A 20,009-nucleotide genomic window follows, 5' to 3' on the forward strand; every position below is an offset into this window, starting at 1 on the left:
GCCCGCAGGGCCCAATCCGCGTGAATCGGTGAAAGAACAAGCCAGTGCAAAGCGAAAAACATAATTCATAAACATCATATTACATCAGCGTCATCAGCGTCCTATTCTTTTTAACGCTGTCAGGAGCTACGCACGCTGACAGGTTGCGCTGCCCGACACGACAACGCGCCCACGCTGGCCGTCATTCATCAATCAACATTCATCATTCATCAATCCAAACGTCTGCGTCCTATTCTTTTGCCCGCAGGGCCCAATCAGCGTGGATCGTTTATTAGTAGCGAGTAGTGAGATATGAGTCGCGAGTAGCCAGCCGCCAGTAACCAGCCGCCAGCCGTCATTCATCAATCATCATTCATCATTCATCAATCAAAACGTCCGCGTCATCCGTGTCCTATTCTTCTTGTTATTTTTTTTGTAAAACAGATTGACTTTTTAAAAAGGTAGTGGTAACTTGAGGAATCTTTTATTCAAAAAACCACCATTACCTTTAAATTAAGACGTATGTCTCAATCAAATCAACGCAATTTTAATTGCAAAGACGAGGAACTTCCCATCCTGGCCGGGTTTATCCTCGCCAGTTTTAACCGCGATCTGGCCGATTTCACGGCCTTTTCGCCCAAGTACAATGCCGATTACGCTGCCGGTCTGCAAAGTCAGATCGACGCGGTAGCAGCGGTGGTGGCCCCCGAGGAGGAGACCGCCCTGCTGAAACGCCTCACCAAAACCCTCTATGCGAACATGAAGATGCTCGTTCAGCCCCTGAACAAGCTCGAACTGTACCTGGAGATGGCCATCGAAAGCATCGGGATCAGCGCCAACGACTTTGGTATTGTGCAGGCGCGCAAGGCCGCTCACGGGCGCGATGCCGAGAAGCTGCTCGACCTGATGAGGCTGGTGAACCACAATGTGGCACGCTACCGCGACGCCCTCATGGCCCAGGGACTCAGCCAGGAGCAAATCGATTTGCTCACCGCCACCCTGCCCCAGATCCAGGCCGACAACCAGCAGCAGTACACCATCGTGAGCAACCGCCGCCAACTGGTGCTCGACAACATCGACCTGCTCAATGACCTCTATACCGAGTTGAAACGCATCTGCAAAACCGGTAAGGCCCTCTACAAGAACGACAGCCCGGCGAAGGTGCCCGATTACACCTTCTCGGCCCTGAAAAAGGAAGTGGGCAACCAGGCCAAAAAGCAAGAAGAAGAAACCGTAGCCGACGAGTAGCGCCGGACAACAACCACCGGTGAAACAGCGCCTAATCCTCTCTGCGGTAGGCAAGCGACCCGTCGCCCAATACCGGATACGCCATTTTGAATAAAAGCATACCAGCCCGGGAGCTTCACCAGCTTCCGGGTTTTGAACCGATAAACGAATCGCCGCGCGGTCTTCCCCAAAAAGGCTGACACGCTCCCCAAAAAGGCTGACACGCTTCGCGAAAACACAAACTTGCTTCGCGAAAAGGCTTACACGCTCCGCGAAAAGGCTAACACGCTCCGCGAAAAGGCTGACACGCTTCGCGAAAACACAAACTTGCTTCGCGAAAAGGCTTACACGCTTCGCGAAAAGGCTAACACGCTCCGCGAAAAGGCTAACACGCTCCGCGAAAAGGCTAACACGCTTCGCGAAAGCACAAACTTGGTTCTCGAAAAGTCTCTGAACCACATAAGGCACATAAGAACACATAAGACGTAACCAGCCGTCATTCATCAATAATTTTTTTTTAACGCAAAGAACGCAGGGAAGCCGCGAAGAAAAACCCTGAAAGGGTTAAATATGAATAACGCCGGGTGCAACCCGGTGGTTGGCGGTAGGTTGGTTTGGAAGGCGCACCGGAAACCCCGATTGAAATGTGAACCTGGTTGCGCCGCACGGAAAAACGCTGTTTAAATAGCGTTTAAACCTTTCAGGACAGGAAAACCTGAAAGGGTGCGCCGCCCGACACGACCGCCAAACCCCAGCTATGACCGTCATTGCGAGGACGAAGGACAGCTTGTCCGGCTTAGACGGAACTTGTCCGGCCTTTGACGGAAAGCAATCTATCGCGAACAACTCCAACCGTCATGGCGAATGGGTTAGAGCAAAGCGAAAAATATTAAATCATAAACAATCATATTACATCTGTGTCATCTGTGTCCTATTCTTTTAAACGCTGTCAGGAGCTACGCACGCTGACAGGTTGCGCTGCCCGACACGACAACGCGCCCACGCTGCCGTCATTCATCAATCATCAATAATAAATCATCAATCAAAACGTCCGCGTCATCTGCGTCCTATTTCTTAGCGAAAATGCGAACACGCTGCCGCCATTCTAATCTTCAAGATTCTGATATGCTAATCTTCCAACCGTCCAGTTCATTTTTATCATTCATCATTCAAAACAGAATTTCATATTTCGTTAACATTCAACTAAATGGATAGGGGTATTTTTGCGGTTCTGAAATTTGGTTCATCATGGCCAATCAACTTAATACCAAAAGCAACTAGTAACCAGACAGCTCCGTGCCTGTGACTGAGCTGGCGAAGCCATGAAAACAGACGCGAGTAGCGGGACACGAGTAGCGAGTAACAAGTTACAGTTTACATTCGCAGTCACAGGAAAGCCCGCAGGGCCCAATCAGCGTGGATCGTTGAAAGAATAGGTTGAAGCAAAGCGAAACATGAAATCATAAACAATCATATATCATCCGCGTCATCTGCGTCCTATTTCTTAGCGAAAACGCGAAAACGCTGCCGCCATTCTAATCTTCAAGATTCTGATATGCTAATCTTCCAACCGTCCAGTTCATTTTTATCATTCATCATTCAAAACTGAATTTCATATTTCGTTAACATTCAACTAAATGGATAGGGGTATTTTTGCGGTTCTGAAATTTGGTTCATCATGGCCAACCAGCTTAATATCAAAAGCAACTAGTAACCAGACAGCTCCGTGCTTGTGACTGAGCTGGCGTAGCCATAAATAAGCCGCCAGCCGCCAGTAGCTTGCCGCCATTCATCAATCATCAATAATAAATCATCATTTCAAAACGTCTGCGTCCCATTCTTCCATCAAAAGGGTTATTTTTGCGGCGCGATAAACAGGAACCAGATACAATCTTATCTGATTGATGAATAGCACGGAGCCAAACAAAAAATTACCTGCAAAACAACTTTGATTTGAAGCAGCATTATCACAAAATAAAAGAAGGACTTAGCAGGAATAAAACCTTAGTCCAGAATTTCTCCTATTTATCGGCTTTGCAGATTTTTAATTTGCTTTTGCCGTTAATTACCTATCCGTATCTCATACGGGTACTTGGAAAAGAAACCTACGGATTGGTAGTATTTGCCCAAGCGATTATTGGATATCTGGTGATATTAGTAGGTTTTGGATTTAATATTTCAGCGACAAAAGAAATTAGCATTCACCGGGATGATAAAAAGAAGGTAAGCGAAATTGTAAGTGGTGTTATCATTCTAAAAAGTGGTCTTTTCATTCTCTCATTTCTCATTCTAGGCATACTCTTATTTTATATTCCTCAAGCCAAAGGATATGAACCTCTATTTATTCTTTGTATGTGGGCTTGCTTATATGATGTCATTTTTCCCATGTGGTATTTTCAGGGCATTGAGCAAATGAAGTATATCACCTACATCACATTGGTAAGCCGGTTTGTATCAATAGGATTAATATTTGTGCTGATACATGCTCCCGAAGACTATTTATTCTTACCTATCGTTAATGGCATTGGGGCAATCGTTGCCGGAGTAATTTCTCTCGTTATTGTGTTTGGCCCCAGAGGGGTGAAATTTCATTTCTGCTCTTATACCATCTTGAAAAGATTGCTTCTGGATTCCGTACCCATTTTTGTTTCCAATGTTTCTATCCGGTTATATGTAAGTACCAATAAAGTGATTGTTGGAGCATTTTTGGGAATGGCTGAAGTTGCATACTATGATATGGGGGAGAAAGTAACCAATTTACTTAAAATACCTCAAAGTATGCTAAGTCAAACACTTTTCCCTAAAATCAACAAAGACAAAAATATTGAGTTTGTAAAAAAGGCTTTCCGATTATCCATTATCCTTAATATCGGATTAATGATTGGTACCATATTATTTTCGAAATACATTGTGATTATATTGGGAGGCCAGCAAATGATGAATGCTATTTGGGTATTAAATATTCTTGTACTGACGATACCCGTCATTGCCATGAGTAATATCTTTGGCATTCAGTTATTAATTCCATTTGGTTATTCTAAACGGTTTAGTCAAATCATTCTATCATCCGGGATGATCTATCTATTACAATTCGCCATTTTATGGCTATTTAATTTGATTACAATATACAGCATGTCCATTATTACCGTTACGACCGAATTATTTGTAACCTTAATAATGTATCAACATTGCAAAAGATACAAACTATGGTAAGGGCTTATGATTATTTAATTGTTGGCGCTGGCTTATACGGGGCGGTATTTGCCCATGAAGCCACGAAAAGAGGGAAAAAGTGTTTGGTGATCGACAAACGCAATCACATTGCCGGTAACATTTATACGGAAAATGTTGAGGGAATAAACGTTCACAAATATGGGGCGCACATTTTCCATACCAGCAACAAGGAGGTATGGGACTATGTGAACTCGTTTGTCGAATTCAATCGCTTTACTAACTCGCCAGTAGCCAACTACAAGGGGAACTTATACAACCTCCCTTTTAACATGAATACCTTTTACCAACTATGGGGAGTAAAAACACCACAAGAAGCACAAGCAAAGATTGATGAACAACGAGCGGAATACGCACATATTACAGAACCGAAAAATCTTGAAGAACAAGCCTTGGTTTTAGGCGGGAAAGACATTTACGAAAAGCTGATAAAAGGCTATACTGAAAAACAATGGGGCCGCCCGGCAAAGGAGTTACCTGCATTTATAATTCGTCGGCTACCTTTTCGGTTTACCTTCGATAACAATTACTTTAACGACACCTATCAGGGAATCCCAATTGGGGGCTATACCAAACTGGTAGAAAAGTTGCTTGAAGGAATTGAAGTGAGAACCAAAACGAACTATTTTAAATACAAAGCAGAACTGGATCAATTGGCTCATAAAATTGTCTATACCGGCAAAATTGATGAGTTTTTTGATTATCGATTTGGCAAATTGGAATACCGCAGCTTGCATTTTGAAAACGAATTGCTGGATACTCCCAATTATCAGGGTAATGCAGTGGTGAATTATACGGAACGCGAAGTCCCTTATACCCGGATCATTGAACACAAGCATTTTGAATTTGGAGCTCAGGAAAAAACCTACATTACTCGTGAATACCCACACGAGTTATCAAAGAATGACGAACCGTATTACCCGGTTAATGATAGTATAAATCAAGCACTATTGGCACAATATCAAGAGTTGGCGCAATCACAAGCCGATATTGTTTTTGGTGGAAGATTGGCAGAATACAAATATTACGATATGCATCAGGTGATTGAGAAAGCGTTGAGAAAAGTAACCCAAATAACTGAATAATCATGAGTGACACAGTTGCTGCCATTGTCGTTACATACAATCGTAAGGATTTATTAATAGTATGCTTGGAAGCATTACGAAATCAAACCCGTAAACCTGATGCCATTTATATCATTGATAACAAATCTACAGATGGGACACCCGAGTTACTAGTTGAAAAAGGGTATATTGATCAATTGCCAGATATTAATTCAACTAGCAATCAGGTGATTTCACATAACATTACCTGGGCAGGTAATCATCAAATCCAAATTAGGATAAATTATATCCGAAAGTTTGAAAATGATGGTGGAGCCGGTGGATTTTATGAAGGAATGAAACAGGCATATGACACAGGTTATGACTGGATTTGGATGATGGATGATGATGGTATGGCTGATCAAAAGCAACTTGAGCATTTATTATTATCTTCAAACACTCATCGAATAGATTTTGCCAATGCCTTAGTTGTTGACATAAATGAGACAGATAAGTTAGCATTCGGTTTGAAAAATTATAAATATAAAAAAGAAATAGTAGAAAAAGACGTAATTACAAATGAAATTAATCCTTTTAACGGGACACTCATAAGACGAAGTGTGCCAGAAAGAATTGGCTTCATTAAAAGAGAAATGTTTATTTGGGGCGATGAGAATGAATATTTTAAAAGAGCGAATACAAGTAAAATAACCATTGCAACGGTAATTAATAGTATCCATTATCATCCTCCGAGCAAATCAGATTACGGTAACGTATTTCCATTCACTTCTAGATACCGGGTACTCCTAAAACCAAATCATTTTTCTCAGTATTATTATAGGAATATAGGCTATATAAATTGGAAGTATAGTGGAAGGAAAGATTTCTGGGTCACTGCAATATTGTACTGTCTATATTTCCTAAAATTATTTCGCATAAGGGAGTTGGTGAAGTTTGTCAATAGTTATGCGGATGGAAAGTTGAATCAATATAAGAGTTGAAGTTATTCGATATGTTTTATCCAAAATTATCCATAATAATCCCCTGCTTCAACAACGGTTCATTGTTGGCTGTATTGATTGAATGTATCAGGCGACAGACATTCGAGGACTGGGAATTGATTGTTGTTGACGATCAATCCACTGATGCTACACCATCGATCGTTAGAGGATTTGAACAAACCGACAAGCGGATTAAGCTCATAGTCCGGTCGCAGGAGCCGAAAGGTTCAGCCACTTGCCGAAATATTGGTTTTGACATGGCCACTGGCAAGTATATCATTCATTTCGATGCCGATGATTTAATATCGGATACCTGCTTCGAAAATCGAGTGAAGTTTATGGATAACCATCCAACAATCGACTATGCATCTTTCCCCGCGATGGCGTTTACCGATCCCGATAAATTACCCTCATTCCACGATAAGGGGCGTTTGTACGGTGCCGATCAGGATGATATTGATTTATTGAAACGCTTTTTAAGTGCCGATTATCCATTTTCGACCTGGAATAATATCTATAAAAGAACAGCTTTAGAGGACATCCGTTGGGATGAAAAGGTGAAAATATACACGGATTTTAGTTATATCGTTCCGGGAATTTTAAAAGGGTTAAAGCACCAATTTAGCGGACAGGAGGAAATCGATTATTATTATCGGGTCAATCCGCCAACAGGTAGTATGTGTTCTACTTTTGTTAGCCCTGAAAAATGCAGCTCGACCATTTACCTCTTTTCAAAAACTTTGGATAGTTTGAGTAAAAGAGCAGACTATAAAAAGCGAAAAAAGCAATTTCTACAGTTTATTGTCCTCCATTTCGAGCGGTTAGTTATGGATGGTGACAAGACAAAGGTTCAAGACTACCTGGTATTTTGCGAAAAATACTTCCGAGGCAACATTGCCACAAGCTTGGATTTGATTAGTAAGATTGTTATTGGAATTCAAAATTTGAAACTCCGAAAAGGAGTCTTGTATTTATTGATTGTATTAAGATTTGGGTATCTAAAGTACTTCAAAGTGCTATTAAAACAATTAAAATAAAAATGAAAAGGATTTTACAAGCGTTAGGATTTTTATTATATATGCTATTCTCCTTCAAAGCGTTGAAATATGCGCGGGGTATAAAAAGGCATTTGCACACAGGTTATTATATCAAATTATTCAAATCTGCGGGTAATAATACTATAATTGACTATCCATTTACTCTGGTTGGGGCACAATACATTACTTTGGGAAGTAATGTTTGGGTTGGCAAACGGGCTTGCATAACCGCCTGGGAGAATAGAGGACTACCAAACTTTCCTGAAATAGTAATTGGAAATCATGTAAGCATTGGTGATGATTGCCATATCACTTCATCCAATAAAATTATTATCGGGAATGATGTGCTCCTGGGTAAAAAGATAACAATTACGGATAACTCACATGGCAGATGTGATAAACTGGAGGAGCTTTCCATACATCCTTCCAAACGGGAGGTGTTTTCTAAGGGTCCGGTTGTAATAAAAGATAGGGTTTGGATTGGAGACAAAGCGACTATTTTGCCGGGAGTGACAGTTGGGGCTGGTGCGATTGTGGGAGCAAATGCAGTCGTCACTAAAGATGTCCCTGAAAATAGTATAGTTGCTGGCTCTCCGGCAAGAATTATAAAAAAATGGGCACTGAGCCCCAATTAAATAGTAAATGAGCCATCGGGGGGTACTTTAATTAAGCTATGGATTTAGTTATTTTCAACGCAATATTATATGTGGGTGCTAGTCTGCTTTATTGGTCGATAAGGCGAAAAATAGACGCTGGCTTTGTACTGTTGTCAGTCTATGCTGCTATCGCTATCGCCTGCGTATTCAACTATGCTGCCTCTCCTTGGGAATGGGATCTTCAACTGTGGCCGTTTTTATATCTTTTTGCAATTTCCATGCTATTTTTCAGGCCCTACTTTTTTGATAGTGACTTGATCCGCAAGAAACTGTTGGTCACCAACCAACAAGTGCTCATTTATTTCGCCAATTTCTATATCATTTGTTCTTTGATGGCAATTTACTACCTGTTGCCTCAGGCTATTGAAAACATTAGGTCTGGAGAATGGAGCGTCTTGCGAAACGAATTATACCAGGATGGTATTCAGCTATACAGTAGCCAAGTTGAACGGATAGCCATGATCTTGGTAAGCTATCTCAAACCGCTTGCTATTATATTACTGTTCTTTTTTCTAACCCTATATAAAAAGCGGCCCGTTTGGTTAATTATCTTAGCAATTTCAATAACGCTGCCAGTGTTCTTAACAGCAATAAATGTAGCTTCCCGAGGAATGTTGGTAAGTTTTGCAATCACATCATTTTTAGGATACATAATCTTTAGAAGAGAAATATCGAAAACCATACGAAAAATCGTTGGCGTTTTCGCGGGGGTTCTGTTAGTTTTTTTTCTAATTTATTCTTTAGCAGTTACAGCTTCCCGATTTGGGCAAGATGATCAGACATCATCTTTGATTTACTATTTTGGACATTCCATGCTGACTTTTAATTATGGTATCGCGGATAGTATCCATAGCTATTTGAATGGAGAACATTTTTTTGGTTGGTTTTACGATAAATTGGGCTTGGCTCATTACGGTGGGATTAAGCATTCAGAACTTGGCACTCATTTCGGAACAGCATTTTTTACTTTTGTTGGTGCCTGGTACCTCGATTTTGGACCATTTGGGACCTTCTTGATTGCTTTATTTCTTCCTATGGCAATGATTAGTATTTTCAGATACAAACGCGTATTGGATATCGCGGATGTATACATTTACCTTTTTTACCTGGATTATTTGGTCATGGGCGTATTTGTTTATGGGAGAGGTTATGGATTAGCTTGGTTTATTGCTTTTATGGTTTATGGTTTCTTAAAGATTTTAAAATAAAATATGGCACGATTTATTGCATTTTACTTACCACAATATCATCCGATACCTGAGAATGATAAATGGTGGGGAAAGGGGTTTACTGAGTGGACGAATGTTGCAAAGGCAAAAAAACTGTTTCCCGGGCACTATCAACCCCGGATACCTGCCGATTTGGGGTTCTACGATTTACGCCTCCCGGAAATAAAAGAAGCTCAAGCTAACTTAGCCCGTGAAGCTGGTATTGAAGGTTTTTGTTATTGGCACTATTGGTTTGGCAATGGACACCGATTGCTTGATATGCCTTTTCGTGAGGTTGTCTCCTCTGGTAAGCCTGATTTTCCTTTTTGCCTGGGATGGGCAAACCACTCGTGGTACAAAAAACTGTGGGATCCGGATAGCCCAGGTAAAGATTTCCTACTAATTGAACAAAAGTACCTCGGCGTTCAGGACTATATTGATCATTTCAATGCCTTGTTACCTGCATTTAAAGATAATCGCTACATGCGGGTAAATAACAAGCTCATTTTTGTCATCTATACTCCCTTAGATTCGACCGAAATCGCTTCGTTCGTATCAACATGGAGAAGACTCGCAAAGGAACATGGATTAAATGATTTTTATTTTGTTGGTCGTGATGCGGATAGCCGGTACAAAGAGAGAATTTTCCAATTGGGCATTGATGCCATTTATAATGATGATGTTTTTAATATTCATCATCATGCCAATATTTTGAAAAAGGTATTGCTAATGCTGGGCAGAAAATGGTTTAAAGTTCCGACGATATTTTCATATAAGAAAGCAATAAAATACATGATCACGGAGGATTGTAAAAACGACAATGTTATTCCAGTTATTGCTCCAAATTGGGATCATTCACCCCGGTCGGGTGCCAATGCGATTCTCCTTCACAGATCCACGCCTGAACTCTTTAAGAAGTTAGCACAAAAAGCAATGGGAACGGTAAAAAATAAGCCGAAACAACAACAACTCGTCTTTATCAAATCATGGAACGAATGGGGAGAAGGTAATTACATGGAACCGGATTTGAAGTATGGGAAAGGGTATATTGAGGCCCTCGCAGAGGTAATTCATAATAGTGAAACAGATTTACCGAAGAAGTAATAAAGTACTCTTAAAATTGAAACAGGCGAAATGTTAATCTCAATTATTACAGTAACACTCAATGATTTAGACAATCTGGCATTAACAGCTAAATCATTAGCATCACAAACAAACAAGGATTTCCAATGGATTATAAAAGATGGTTTAAGTGTAGATGGGACTGAAAAATATGTGGAAGAAATTCGAACTCTTTACGATGTCGATTACATCAGAAAGAAAGACATTTCGATATATGACGCCATGAATCAAGCAATTCCATATGCTAAAGGAAAATATTCAATTTTCCTTAATGCTGGGGATATTTTAGCTGATGAAAACACTATTTCAAAGGCCATTGGAATTTTGAGTAAGACTAACAGCTCATTTGCTTTCGGTTCAAATTATGATTCAACAATTGATGGAGATATGCTCTTTAAAAAAGCAAGATCACTTGATTATTTGAAACATAGTCTACCAACTTCTCACCAAGCTATATTTTACAACACTACATTATTTGAAACTTATAGGTATCCTTTAGAATATCGCATCTGCGGTGATTATGCTTTTACTGCTCGTATCTTCTTTGATGGCGTACAAGATTACGTGACACTGAATTTCCCTGTTTGTATTTTTAAACTTGGTGGTGTTTCTCAAGAAAATAGAAAGCTATTACTAAAGGAAGGGTATATTATACATCGTACAATTGTAAAAAATAACCGAGTCAGTGCTTCCTTGAAATACGTTAAGCGTTTTCTGACAATGCACGCCTTTGATCATACACCTAAATTGTATGGGCTCATGTGGAAGTTATTTGAAAAATGGAATAATGCCGTTTAGCCCTTGGTTAAATCAAAAGAAAAAAGTCCAAGAAAACAATAGCAGCAATGGCAAGCATTGTCCTCAATAAACAATATCCATGAAATTCTCCCTTATCACCGCCACATACAACAGTGCCGCTACGCTAGCCACCTGTATTGCATCGGTTCAAGATCAAACCCACCCCGATATTGAGCACATCATTATCGACGGAGCGTCGAAAGACAACACGCTGGAAGTTATCCGGTCGATGCCCAATCGGGTGTCAAAAATCGTATCGGAACCCGACAAGGGCATTTACGATGCCATGAACAAGGGCATTGGGCTGGCAAGCGGCGAGCTGGTGGGCATCCTCAACTCGGATGATTTATTGTGCGACCCGGAGGCTCTGGCGAAAGTGGTGCGTGTTTTTGAAGCCGACCCATCGCTCGATGCCGTTTACGCCGATTTGTACTATGTGGACCAACAGGATACCAATAAAATTGTTCGCCGTTGGACAAGCGGGGAGAAGAAGCCTTTTTCGAAAGGCTGGCATCCGGCCCATCCAACCTTGTATCTTAAAAAGAGCGTGTACAACGCGTATGGCTTATTCAATCTGGATCTAAAGCTGGCTGCCGATTTCGAAATTATGCTTCGCTTTCTGGAGAAGCACCGCATTAAAACACACTACCTGCCCGAGCGGTTTGTAAAAATGCGATTGGGCGGGGCCACCAACAAAAGCCTGGGCAACATCTACAAACAAAACATCGAATGCATCAAAGCATTTCGAGTCAATAACCTGCCGGTAAACCCGGTGCTATATCCGTTTTACCGCATTGTTCCCAAACTATTTCAATACAAAGATGAATAACATCCTGTTTACCGGGGCCACCGGATTTCTGGGGGAGAACACCCTTCCGGTATTGCAACAACACGGTTTTAAAGTTACTACGCTGGGTTTGGCGGGTAGCGATGTGGTTTGCGATTTAAGCCGCGAAGTGCCGGTGTTGCCAACTTCTTATCCGGTTGTGCTCCATGCTGCCGGAAAAGCGCATGTAGTGCCCAAAACACCGGAAGAAGAAAAGCAGTTTTTCGAGATCAACCTGCAAGGTACCAAAAACCTGTGTGCCGGTTTGGAACAGTCGGGTGTGCCCAAAGCGTTTGTGTTTATCAGCACCGTAGCGGTGTATGGCACGGAGCAGGGCGAAAACATCGAGGAAACACACCCCTTGAACGGCGACAGTCCTTACGCCAAAAGCAAAATAGAAGCTGAGCGGTTTTTAACCGATTGGTGCCGTACGAACGGGGTTATCCTAACCGTGTTGCGTCCGTCGCTCATTGCCGGTAAAAACCCGCCCGGAAACCTGGGCGCCATGATCCGTGGAATAGAAACCGGACGATATGTTGGCATTGGCGGCAGCAAAGCCCGCAAAAGTGTGCTGATGGCCGGGGACATAGCCCGTTTGGTTCCTCTGGTGATGGAAAAAGGCGGCGTTTACAATGTTTGCGACTCGGTGCATCCCAGCTTTGGCGAACTGGAACAACTGATTGCCGCCCAACTCGGGAAATCACGCCCGGTAAATATCCCCTATGTATTCGCAAAAATGCTGGCGCTGGTTGGCGATCTCCTGGGGGCGAAAGCGCCCATTAACTCACCGAAGCTCGATAAGATTACGCAGTCGCTGACTTTCTCGAACGAAAAAGCCCGGCGCGAATTGGGCTGGGACCCTTTGAATGTATTGGATCATTTTAAAATTAGCTAAAAATCATATGAACACGATTTTAATCATCGCAGGCCTGGTTGCCGGAATTCTCCTGCTTGGCTTCATTGCCCTTCAGGTATTCTTTTACCTCACCAAAAAGTGGGAAAATAAAACGGAGTACTGACACGAACTGTTTTCTTCGGACCGGTCAGTCCACTCACCGACGCAAGCGATACCCGCCAACCCGGAACTTGAAACCCGGAACTTGAAACTTGGAACTTGGAACTTGGAACTTGGAACTTGAAACTTGAATCAGTGGGTGAACGAGTTCGGGACCATGAGCCTGCTGCAAGCCGACCGCCGCATCAACTGGGAGGATACGAAAGTAATTGAGGTGGGGGAAGTTTAACCGCCAGGTTTCGTCCTGAAAGGGCAGGTTATTTCAGCCCAACGGCAACGCCTTGGGGAAATGGAATAACACGTGTATGGATACGCCCTGAAAGGGCAGGTTAAAAATGAGAACGATTAAATTGCCCTTTCAGGGCGCCGAAACACAACACACCCGGTTATCACAACGCGTCGCTACGCTGTGCATTGGGCTGAATTAAGTTGGGCCTTCAGCCCGTGGAAACGTCCTGAAAAACAATGCGCGGTTAAAAACCACGCCACCCGGCGGCGCAACCGGCAAGTACCGTCATTGCGAGGAGGCACGACAGCCTGTCCGGCTTTGACGGAAAGCAAATTTGCGCTGGCAGGAGATCATTGATTTTAATTGGTTACTTTTGTAGTGATACAGATAATACGATGACGCAGCAAAACACCTTATCGGTTCTTGATTTGTCCCCTCATTTGTTTTGGGATATCGACCCCAGGGGCCTGGATATACAAAAAGACTTCCACTTTTTGGTGGGCAGGGTGTTACAATATGGTTTAATCAGTGACTGGCTTTTTCTTTATAAACATTTCGGGTTGGAAAAAATTACCGCCGAGGCTAAACAAATTCGGGACCTGGACGATCGGTCGGTCCATTTTATTGCGCACTTGTCCGGATCAACATTAAACGAATTCAAATGCTACACCTGGAAACAATCGATCCCCCCACACTGGAACTTTTAAAACGGATCATGCAAATCCCGGAGTTCAGCGGTGTAAACCTGGTGGGAGGAACATCCCTGGCGTTGCAGATCGGGCATCGGAAATCAATCGACCTGGATTTGTTCGGACAAGTTGATCTGGATGATTACCAATACACAACCGTCCTCAAGCCGTTCGAGTCGGTTCGGTTAATCAACAGGACAATCAACATTAAGACGTTTCTCATCAATCAAATCAAGGTCGATTTTGTCAATTATCCTTACGCCTGGCTCCAGCCCTGCCAAACCATCGACGGTATCCGGTTGGCGGCCAGGAGCGATATAGCAGCCATGAAAATGGCAGCCATTACCGGTCGGGGGACTAAAAAGGACTTCATCGATATTGTCGCGTTACTCGACGAGTTTTCGTTGGAAAACATGCTTCGGTTTTATCGCCAAAAATTTCCGGATGGTTCAGAGTTCATGGTATTGAAGAGCCTGACTTATTTTGAAGATGCCGAAGGTGAACAAGCGCCGGTAATGCTAAAAAAAATGGATTGGGCCGCTGTGAAGCGGAGAGTAATTACGGAGACGAAAAATTACCTGGACTCCCGGGCTGGTCAGTCCGGCCACTGACGGATGCCATCCTGACCTTGCTGCCCGGTTTTAAAATCTGCAACGAAGGCGACAGCCTGTCCGGCTTTGACGGAAAGCAATCTGCGTCCTATTTTCTGAGCTCCGGGATTGGCGTAAAATTTCTATCTTTGGTAAAATAAAGGCGACACCCATGCATACGATAAAAATTAAACGGAAAATAACCTCTTCTCAACTGCGGATTGCAGAATTGAAGGAATTTATAGGGAAACAGGTTGAAATCACTGTTTCCGAAAGTGCTGATACCGTTTCGGAGAAAAAGGCCGGCGGTATATTGGCTCAGTTTGCAGATCAGAGGAAACGAAACAGCGAGAAAAAAGCCTGGGGGATTATTGCTGATGAAAAGCACAGAAATCATTGATGCCAATTTTATCCTGAGATACCTGCTTCAGGATCAGGAACAACATTTTGTGCAATCGAAGGAAGTGCTGGAAAATCACGAGGTCTTTATTCCTTTTGAGGTGTGTGCCGAAGTGGTTTATGTGTTGGAGAAGGTTTATCAGGCTCCACGCACGAAGATCCATCAGGCGCTCGATCTTCTAATGGCCTACCCGAATGTTGCAACGATTGATAAACCGGTCATCCGGACAGCCCTGGAAGTGTATCGGGACCGAAAAATCGATTTTGTAGATTGCATGTTGATCGCTTACCATCGCGAGAACGGAGCCGTGATTCATTCATTCGATAAAAAGATCAACCAACTTTGCCAGTGAGTAGAGAATAAAAAAGGAGCTTGGAAGACTAAGGTATTTTCATCTATCTTTGATAAAAATAAGCAAACATGAAAAGCATCATCATCACACCTAAAAGCAAACAATCCGGGATTTTTCTTAAGAAACTGCTGTCGAAGCTTAGTGATGTAAAAAGTATTGAGATCGTAGAAGACGACGAAGAAGTGCCTTTTGCTGTTATGTCTGAAAGTTCGCTTCTAAAAGAATGGGACAGCGAAGAAGATGAAATTTGGGATACCTGGAGTAGCGAAAAACTTAAAAATGCCCGGAAATGAATTTTGAGAAAGGCGATATTGTTATTATCCCGGTTCCATTCACTAGTAATAAATATTTGTCCTTGAGCAAAGGTTAATCAAAGGCAAAGTATCAAGCCTCAAAATCGCCAAATACCAGGAATTAATTCAACGGATCAACCAAATCATTGCATAATTGAGCTCGTGGCAAGGCAATCCTAAACAATCAAAATAAATCCGCTCCCTCAAAAAAGCTCCGTCATTGCGAGGACGTTTCTTGCGGCGTCATTGCGAGGAGCCGTAGTGCAACGGAGGCGACGTGGCAATCTGTATCGAACCGGGAAAACGTAACGGACAGGGCGGCACATTTGGACACAGATTGCTTCGCTACGCTCGCAATGACGGACCCAGCTAACAGATTGCCGCCCGTCAGTGGCCGGGCAAGCTGCTCCATTGCATTCCGCTCGCAATGACGGGAACCTGGAACTTGAAATTTGGAATTTGGAATTTGAAACTTGAAACTTGAAACTTGGAACCTGAAACTTGAAACCTGAAACCTGAAACTTGAAACTGATTACTGACACATGAACATCCTGATTACCGGCATACACGGCTTTGTGGGCAGCAACCTGGTGAAAGCGCTCCGGGCCGAACATACCCTGTACGGGCTCGACCTGGTTTCGCCCGCCACCGAGGGCGTGGTGCAAACCTTTGGCTGGGAAGCGCTGAACAACGGCAGCCTTCCCGCCGTTGACGTCGTCATCCACCTGGCGGGCAAGGCCCACGACACACGCAACACCACCAACGAACAGGCCTATTTCGACATCAACACTGGCCTGACCGAAAAGATCTTTGCCTGGTTCCGGCAATCGGGGGCGACGAAGTTCATCTTCTTCAGCTCGGTAAAGGCTGTGGCCGACACGGTTCCGGGGGCCTTCCTCACCGAGGACGATACGCCCGACCCGCTTACCCCTTACGGGCGCTCCAAGCTGGCCGCCGAACAATTGCTGAACGCGGCCTCGCTGCCCGAGGGCAAGCAGCTGTATATCCTGCGTCCGTGCATGATACACGGTCCGGGCAACAAAGGCAACCTGAACCTGCTGTACCGCCTGGTGAGCAAAGGGCTACCCTGGCCGCTGGGGGCTTTCGACAACCGGCGTTCGTTCCTGTCGGTGGGTAACCTGGCCTGGGTGATTGGCCGCCTGGTAAACGAAGCCATCCCCGGGGGCGCCTACCAGCTGGCCGACGATGAGCCGCTATCGACCAACGAACTGATTAGCCTGATCGCGCAGTCGCGGGGACAGCAAGCCCGGATCTGGCACCTGCCCAACGGATGGATCACCGCACTGGCGCGGGTGGGAGGGAGGCTTCATCTTCCGCTGAACCCCGAGCGCCTGCACAAGCTCACGGAGAACTATGTGGTGAGCAACGCCCGCATCAAGCAGGCGCTGGGCATCAGCCACCTGCCCGTTTCGGCCCGCGAAGGCCTGGCGGAGACGCTGCGTGGGTTTGATGTTTAACCGCTACGCGGTAAATGGAAGGGGGGATGGTGGTTATCTGAAGCTACAACACTATAACCGCTACGCGGTAAACCCTACCGCGTAGCGGTTACGGTATGGTAGGGTTACGGTATGGTAGGAAAAACAACGGAAAAATACCGCGTAGCGGTTTCGGTATTGTAGGGTTACGGTATGGTAGAAAAAACAACGGAAAAATACCGCGTAGCGGTTTCGGTATTATAGGGTTACGGTATGGTAGGATAGAATGATCGTATTTTCCGCAAATACCGCGTAGCGGTTAAGGTATTGTAGGGTATGGTAGAAAAAACAACGGAAAAATACCGCGTAGCGGTTTCGGTATTGTAGGGTTACGGTATGGTAGAAAAAACAACGGAAAAATACCGCGTAGCGGTTAAGGTATTGTAGGGTATGGTAGATGTAAACAAAATGGAAATAAACCCTACCGCGTAGCGGTTATGGTATGGTAGGGTTACATGGTAGGAAAAACAACGGAAAAATACCGCGTAGCGGTTTAGGTATTGTAGAAAAGACCAATGATCGTTTCCTTCCTACCGCGTAGCGGTTAAGGTATTGTAGATGGTTACGGTATTGTAAAACAAATAAAAAATAGACCATATGAAACCGGGAACATTCACCCAAATCTATATTCAATTGGTGTTTTCGCCCATGAACAGGCAATGTTTGTTGCAAAAAAACATCCGGCCCCGCGTTTTCGAGTACATCAGTGGCATTATCACCAATTTGGGGCACAAATCAATTATTGTCAACGGTATAGCCGATCATGTGCATCTGTTTATTGGCATGAATCCAAATCTATCGGTTTCAGATACCGTTAAGGAAATAAAACGGGCGTCATCGCTCTTCATCAATGAAAACAGGTTAACACCCGGAAAGTTCCAATGGCAACATGGGTATGGTGGTTTTTCCTACAGCAGGTCACACATCGAAAAGGTGTATGATTACATTCTGAACCAGGAAGAACATCATAAAAAGAAAACATTCAGGGAAGAATACCTGGATTTTTTGAAGAAATATGAAATCTCGTTTGAAGATCAATATCTTTTTGAATTTTTCGAATAATGAAGATGTTTAACCGCTACGCGGTAATGGGTGGGGGGATGGCGGTTGTCCGAAGCTACAACACCATAACCGCTACGCGGTAAACCCTACCGCGTAGCGGTTACGGTATGGTAGGAAAAACAACGGAGAAATACCGCGTAGCGGTTTAGGTATTGTAGGGTATGGTAGATGTAAACAAAATGGAAATAAACCCTACCGCGTAGCGGTTATGGTATGGTAGGGTTTCGGTATTGTAGAAAAACGATGAAGGCAAAAAATTACCGCGTAGCGGTTCCGATATTGTAGAACAAAATGATATGTTTCCTAAATATACCGCGTAGCGGTTTCGGTATTGTAGATTAAATGATCGTGTTTCACCAAATTACCGCGTAGCGGTTCCGGTTTGGTAGAAAAGGACATTTGAAATGTTTCCCGGATTACCGCGTAGCGGTTTCGGTATTGTAGAAAAGACCAATGATCGTTTCCCACCTACCGCGCAGCGGTTTAGGTGTTTCGAATTTGAATTGCAAAAAAATCATATAAAATCAAAATAAATCCGCGTCATCTGCGTCCCATTAAAAACGTAAATCAATCCCCATGATCTATACCCTCTTTTTCATCATCCTGCTGCTGGCCGAGCTGGCGTACTTTCGTCTGGCCGACCGGCTCAACATCATCGACAAGCCCAACCAGCGCAGCTCGCACAAACACATCACGCTGCGGGGCGGGGGCGTGGTCTTCTACCTGGGCGCCCTGCTCTACAGCCTTTGGTTCGACGGGCCGTATCCCTGGTTCCTCACCGGGCTGTCGCTCATTGCGCTCATCTCCCTGGCCGACGACATCCGGCCTGTGCCCAACCGCCTGCGACTGGTGGTTCACTTTACAGCCATGTTGCTGTTGTTTGCCGAGTGGGGGTTGTTTACCGGCTTCCCCTGGTGGTACGTGGCCCTGGCCCTGGTGTTTTGCACGGGCATCATCAACGCGTACAACTTCATGGACGGCATCAACGGCATCACGGGAGGCTACAGCCTGATGGTGCTGGGCGCCCTGGCGTGGATCAACACGCGGATGCACCCGTTTACCGATCAGGCTTTCCTCTACACGGTGATGCTGTCGGTGCTGGTGTTCAACTTCTTCAACTTCCGGCGCAAGGCCCGCTGCTTTGCCGGTGATGTGGGCTCGGTGAGTATCGCCTTCATCATCCTTTTTGCGCTGGGGCGGCTTATGCTCCAAACCGGCGACCTGAGCTACATCGCCCTGCTGTCCATCTATGGCATCGACAGTGTGCTGACGATCATCCACCGCCTGATCCTTGGGGAGAACATCTTCGAGGCACACCGCAAACACGCCTACCAGATCATGGCCAACGAGCTGAAGGTGCCCCACCTGCAAGTGTCGGCCCTGTACATGCTTCTGCAGGGGCTGGTTACCCTGGGGTTTCTGGTGGCCCTTCCCGAATGGCGGCTGTGGTACCTGGCAGCGGTAACCAGCCTGCTGGCCCTGGGCTATGTGCTGTTTATGCGGAAGTACTTTGCGCTGCACCGGGCAAGGGGGTAACGGCCTTTCCAGTGGCGTTATGGCGAAGAGCCGTAGTGAAACGGAGGAACGACAGCTTGTCCGGCTTTGACGGACGACAATCATAAACTATTAGCCTCATTCGCGTCCTAATGACTGGTGCAACGCCTCCATCCCGAAGGGATGACACGATTCATCACCGCCAGTGTAACTGGCGGCAGATAACGGGCTTTCCCCGGAACTCCGGAGGAGTTCAACTGT

Annotated in this window: 20 protein-coding genes; all 20 read left to right on the plus strand. The window is 44.4% G+C overall.

The annotated features are described in order from the left end of the window. Window positions 1-501: 501 nt before the first annotated feature. Window positions 502-1,227, plus strand: coding sequence for a hypothetical protein (locus N2K84_RS18530; protein WP_282593326.1), 726 nt, complete (start codon window positions 502-504; stop codon window positions 1,225-1,227). Between the two features lie 222 nt (window positions 1,228-1,449). Next, window positions 1,450-1,695, plus strand: coding sequence for a hypothetical protein (locus N2K84_RS18535; RefSeq protein ID WP_282593327.1), 246 nt, complete (start codon window positions 1,450-1,452; stop codon window positions 1,693-1,695). 1,464 nt (window positions 1,696-3,159) lie between these two features. Then, window positions 3,160-4,419, plus strand: a complete 1,260-nt coding sequence (locus N2K84_RS18540) for a flippase (protein WP_282593328.1) — start codon at window positions 3,160-3,162, stop codon at window positions 4,417-4,419. Beyond that, window positions 4,413-5,522: a UDP-galactopyranose mutase gene (glf, locus tag N2K84_RS18545; RefSeq protein WP_282593329.1), complete on the plus strand. Its 1,110-nt coding sequence runs from the start codon at window positions 4,413-4,415 to the stop codon at window positions 5,520-5,522. The genes N2K84_RS18540 and glf overlap by 7 nt, the downstream gene beginning before the upstream one ends. Before the next feature lie 2 nt (window positions 5,523-5,524). Beyond that, window positions 5,525-6,481, plus strand: coding sequence for a glycosyltransferase (locus N2K84_RS18550; RefSeq protein WP_282593330.1), 957 nt, complete (start codon window positions 5,525-5,527; stop codon window positions 6,479-6,481). 11 nt (window positions 6,482-6,492) lie between these two features. Beyond that, window positions 6,493-7,518: a glycosyltransferase family 2 protein gene (locus N2K84_RS18555; protein ID WP_282593331.1), complete on the plus strand. Its 1,026-nt coding sequence runs from the start codon at window positions 6,493-6,495 to the stop codon at window positions 7,516-7,518. 2 nt (window positions 7,519-7,520) lie between these two features. After that, window positions 7,521-8,153: an acyltransferase gene (locus tag N2K84_RS18560; RefSeq protein WP_282593332.1), complete on the plus strand. Its 633-nt coding sequence runs from the start codon at window positions 7,521-7,523 to the stop codon at window positions 8,151-8,153. Between the two features lie 38 nt (window positions 8,154-8,191). Next, the gene (locus tag N2K84_RS18565) at window positions 8,192-9,382 is read left to right on the plus strand and encodes an O-antigen polymerase (protein ID WP_282593333.1); all 1,191 of its coding nucleotides are present in this window, start codon (window positions 8,192-8,194) and stop codon (window positions 9,380-9,382) included. Between the two features lie 3 nt (window positions 9,383-9,385). Beyond that, window positions 9,386-10,486, plus strand: coding sequence for a glycosyltransferase WbsX family protein (locus N2K84_RS18570; protein WP_282593334.1), 1,101 nt, complete (start codon window positions 9,386-9,388; stop codon window positions 10,484-10,486). 30 nt (window positions 10,487-10,516) lie between these two features. Then, the gene (locus N2K84_RS18575) at window positions 10,517-11,302 is read left to right on the plus strand and encodes a glycosyltransferase (protein ID WP_282593335.1); all 786 of its coding nucleotides are present in this window, start codon (window positions 10,517-10,519) and stop codon (window positions 11,300-11,302) included. 79 nt (window positions 11,303-11,381) lie between these two features. Beyond that, window positions 11,382-12,131: a glycosyltransferase family 2 protein gene (locus N2K84_RS18580; RefSeq protein ID WP_282593336.1), complete on the plus strand. Its 750-nt coding sequence runs from the start codon at window positions 11,382-11,384 to the stop codon at window positions 12,129-12,131. After that, window positions 12,124-13,023, plus strand: coding sequence for an NAD-dependent epimerase/dehydratase family protein (locus N2K84_RS18585; RefSeq protein WP_282593337.1), 900 nt, complete (start codon window positions 12,124-12,126; stop codon window positions 13,021-13,023). Before N2K84_RS18580 ends, N2K84_RS18585 begins: the two co-directional genes overlap by 8 nt. A 744-nt stretch (window positions 13,024-13,767) precedes the next feature. Continuing rightward, the gene (locus N2K84_RS20600; RefSeq protein ID WP_428222002.1) at window positions 13,768-14,079 is read left to right on the plus strand and encodes a DUF6922 domain-containing protein; all 312 of its coding nucleotides are present in this window, start codon (window positions 13,768-13,770) and stop codon (window positions 14,077-14,079) included. Continuing rightward, entirely contained in the window at window positions 14,034-14,672 is a 639-nt protein-coding gene (locus N2K84_RS18590) for a nucleotidyl transferase AbiEii/AbiGii toxin family protein (RefSeq protein ID WP_282593338.1), read from the plus strand. The genes N2K84_RS20600 and N2K84_RS18590 overlap by 46 nt, the downstream gene beginning before the upstream one ends. Window positions 14,673-14,823: 151 nt before the next feature. Continuing rightward, window positions 14,824-15,051 (plus strand): hypothetical protein, encoded by a 228-nt coding sequence (locus N2K84_RS18595; RefSeq protein ID WP_282593339.1) that lies wholly within the window; start codon window positions 14,824-14,826, stop codon window positions 15,049-15,051. After that, window positions 15,029-15,403, plus strand: coding sequence for a type II toxin-antitoxin system VapC family toxin (locus N2K84_RS18600; RefSeq protein WP_282593340.1), 375 nt, complete (start codon window positions 15,029-15,031; stop codon window positions 15,401-15,403). The genes N2K84_RS18595 and N2K84_RS18600 overlap by 23 nt, the downstream gene beginning before the upstream one ends. Window positions 15,404-15,471: 68 nt before the next feature. Continuing rightward, window positions 15,472-15,696, plus strand: coding sequence for a hypothetical protein (locus tag N2K84_RS18605; RefSeq protein ID WP_282593341.1), 225 nt, complete (start codon window positions 15,472-15,474; stop codon window positions 15,694-15,696). A 542-nt stretch (window positions 15,697-16,238) separates the two neighbouring features. Then, the gene (locus N2K84_RS18610; protein WP_282593342.1) at window positions 16,239-17,174 is read left to right on the plus strand and encodes an NAD-dependent epimerase/dehydratase family protein; all 936 of its coding nucleotides are present in this window, start codon (window positions 16,239-16,241) and stop codon (window positions 17,172-17,174) included. Between the two features lie 615 nt (window positions 17,175-17,789). Beyond that, window positions 17,790-18,254, plus strand: coding sequence for an IS200/IS605 family transposase (tnpA, locus tag N2K84_RS18615; protein ID WP_282593343.1), 465 nt, complete (start codon window positions 17,790-17,792; stop codon window positions 18,252-18,254). Window positions 18,255-18,830: 576 nt separating this feature from the next. Beyond that, window positions 18,831-19,790: an MraY family glycosyltransferase gene (locus N2K84_RS18620; RefSeq protein WP_282593344.1), complete on the plus strand. Its 960-nt coding sequence runs from the start codon at window positions 18,831-18,833 to the stop codon at window positions 19,788-19,790. Window positions 19,791-20,009 lie beyond the last annotated feature (219 nt).

This window comes from Gaoshiqia sediminis, from assembly GCF_025907915.1.
Lineage (GTDB): Bacteria > Bacteroidota > Bacteroidia > Bacteroidales > Prolixibacteraceae > Gaoshiqia > Gaoshiqia sediminis.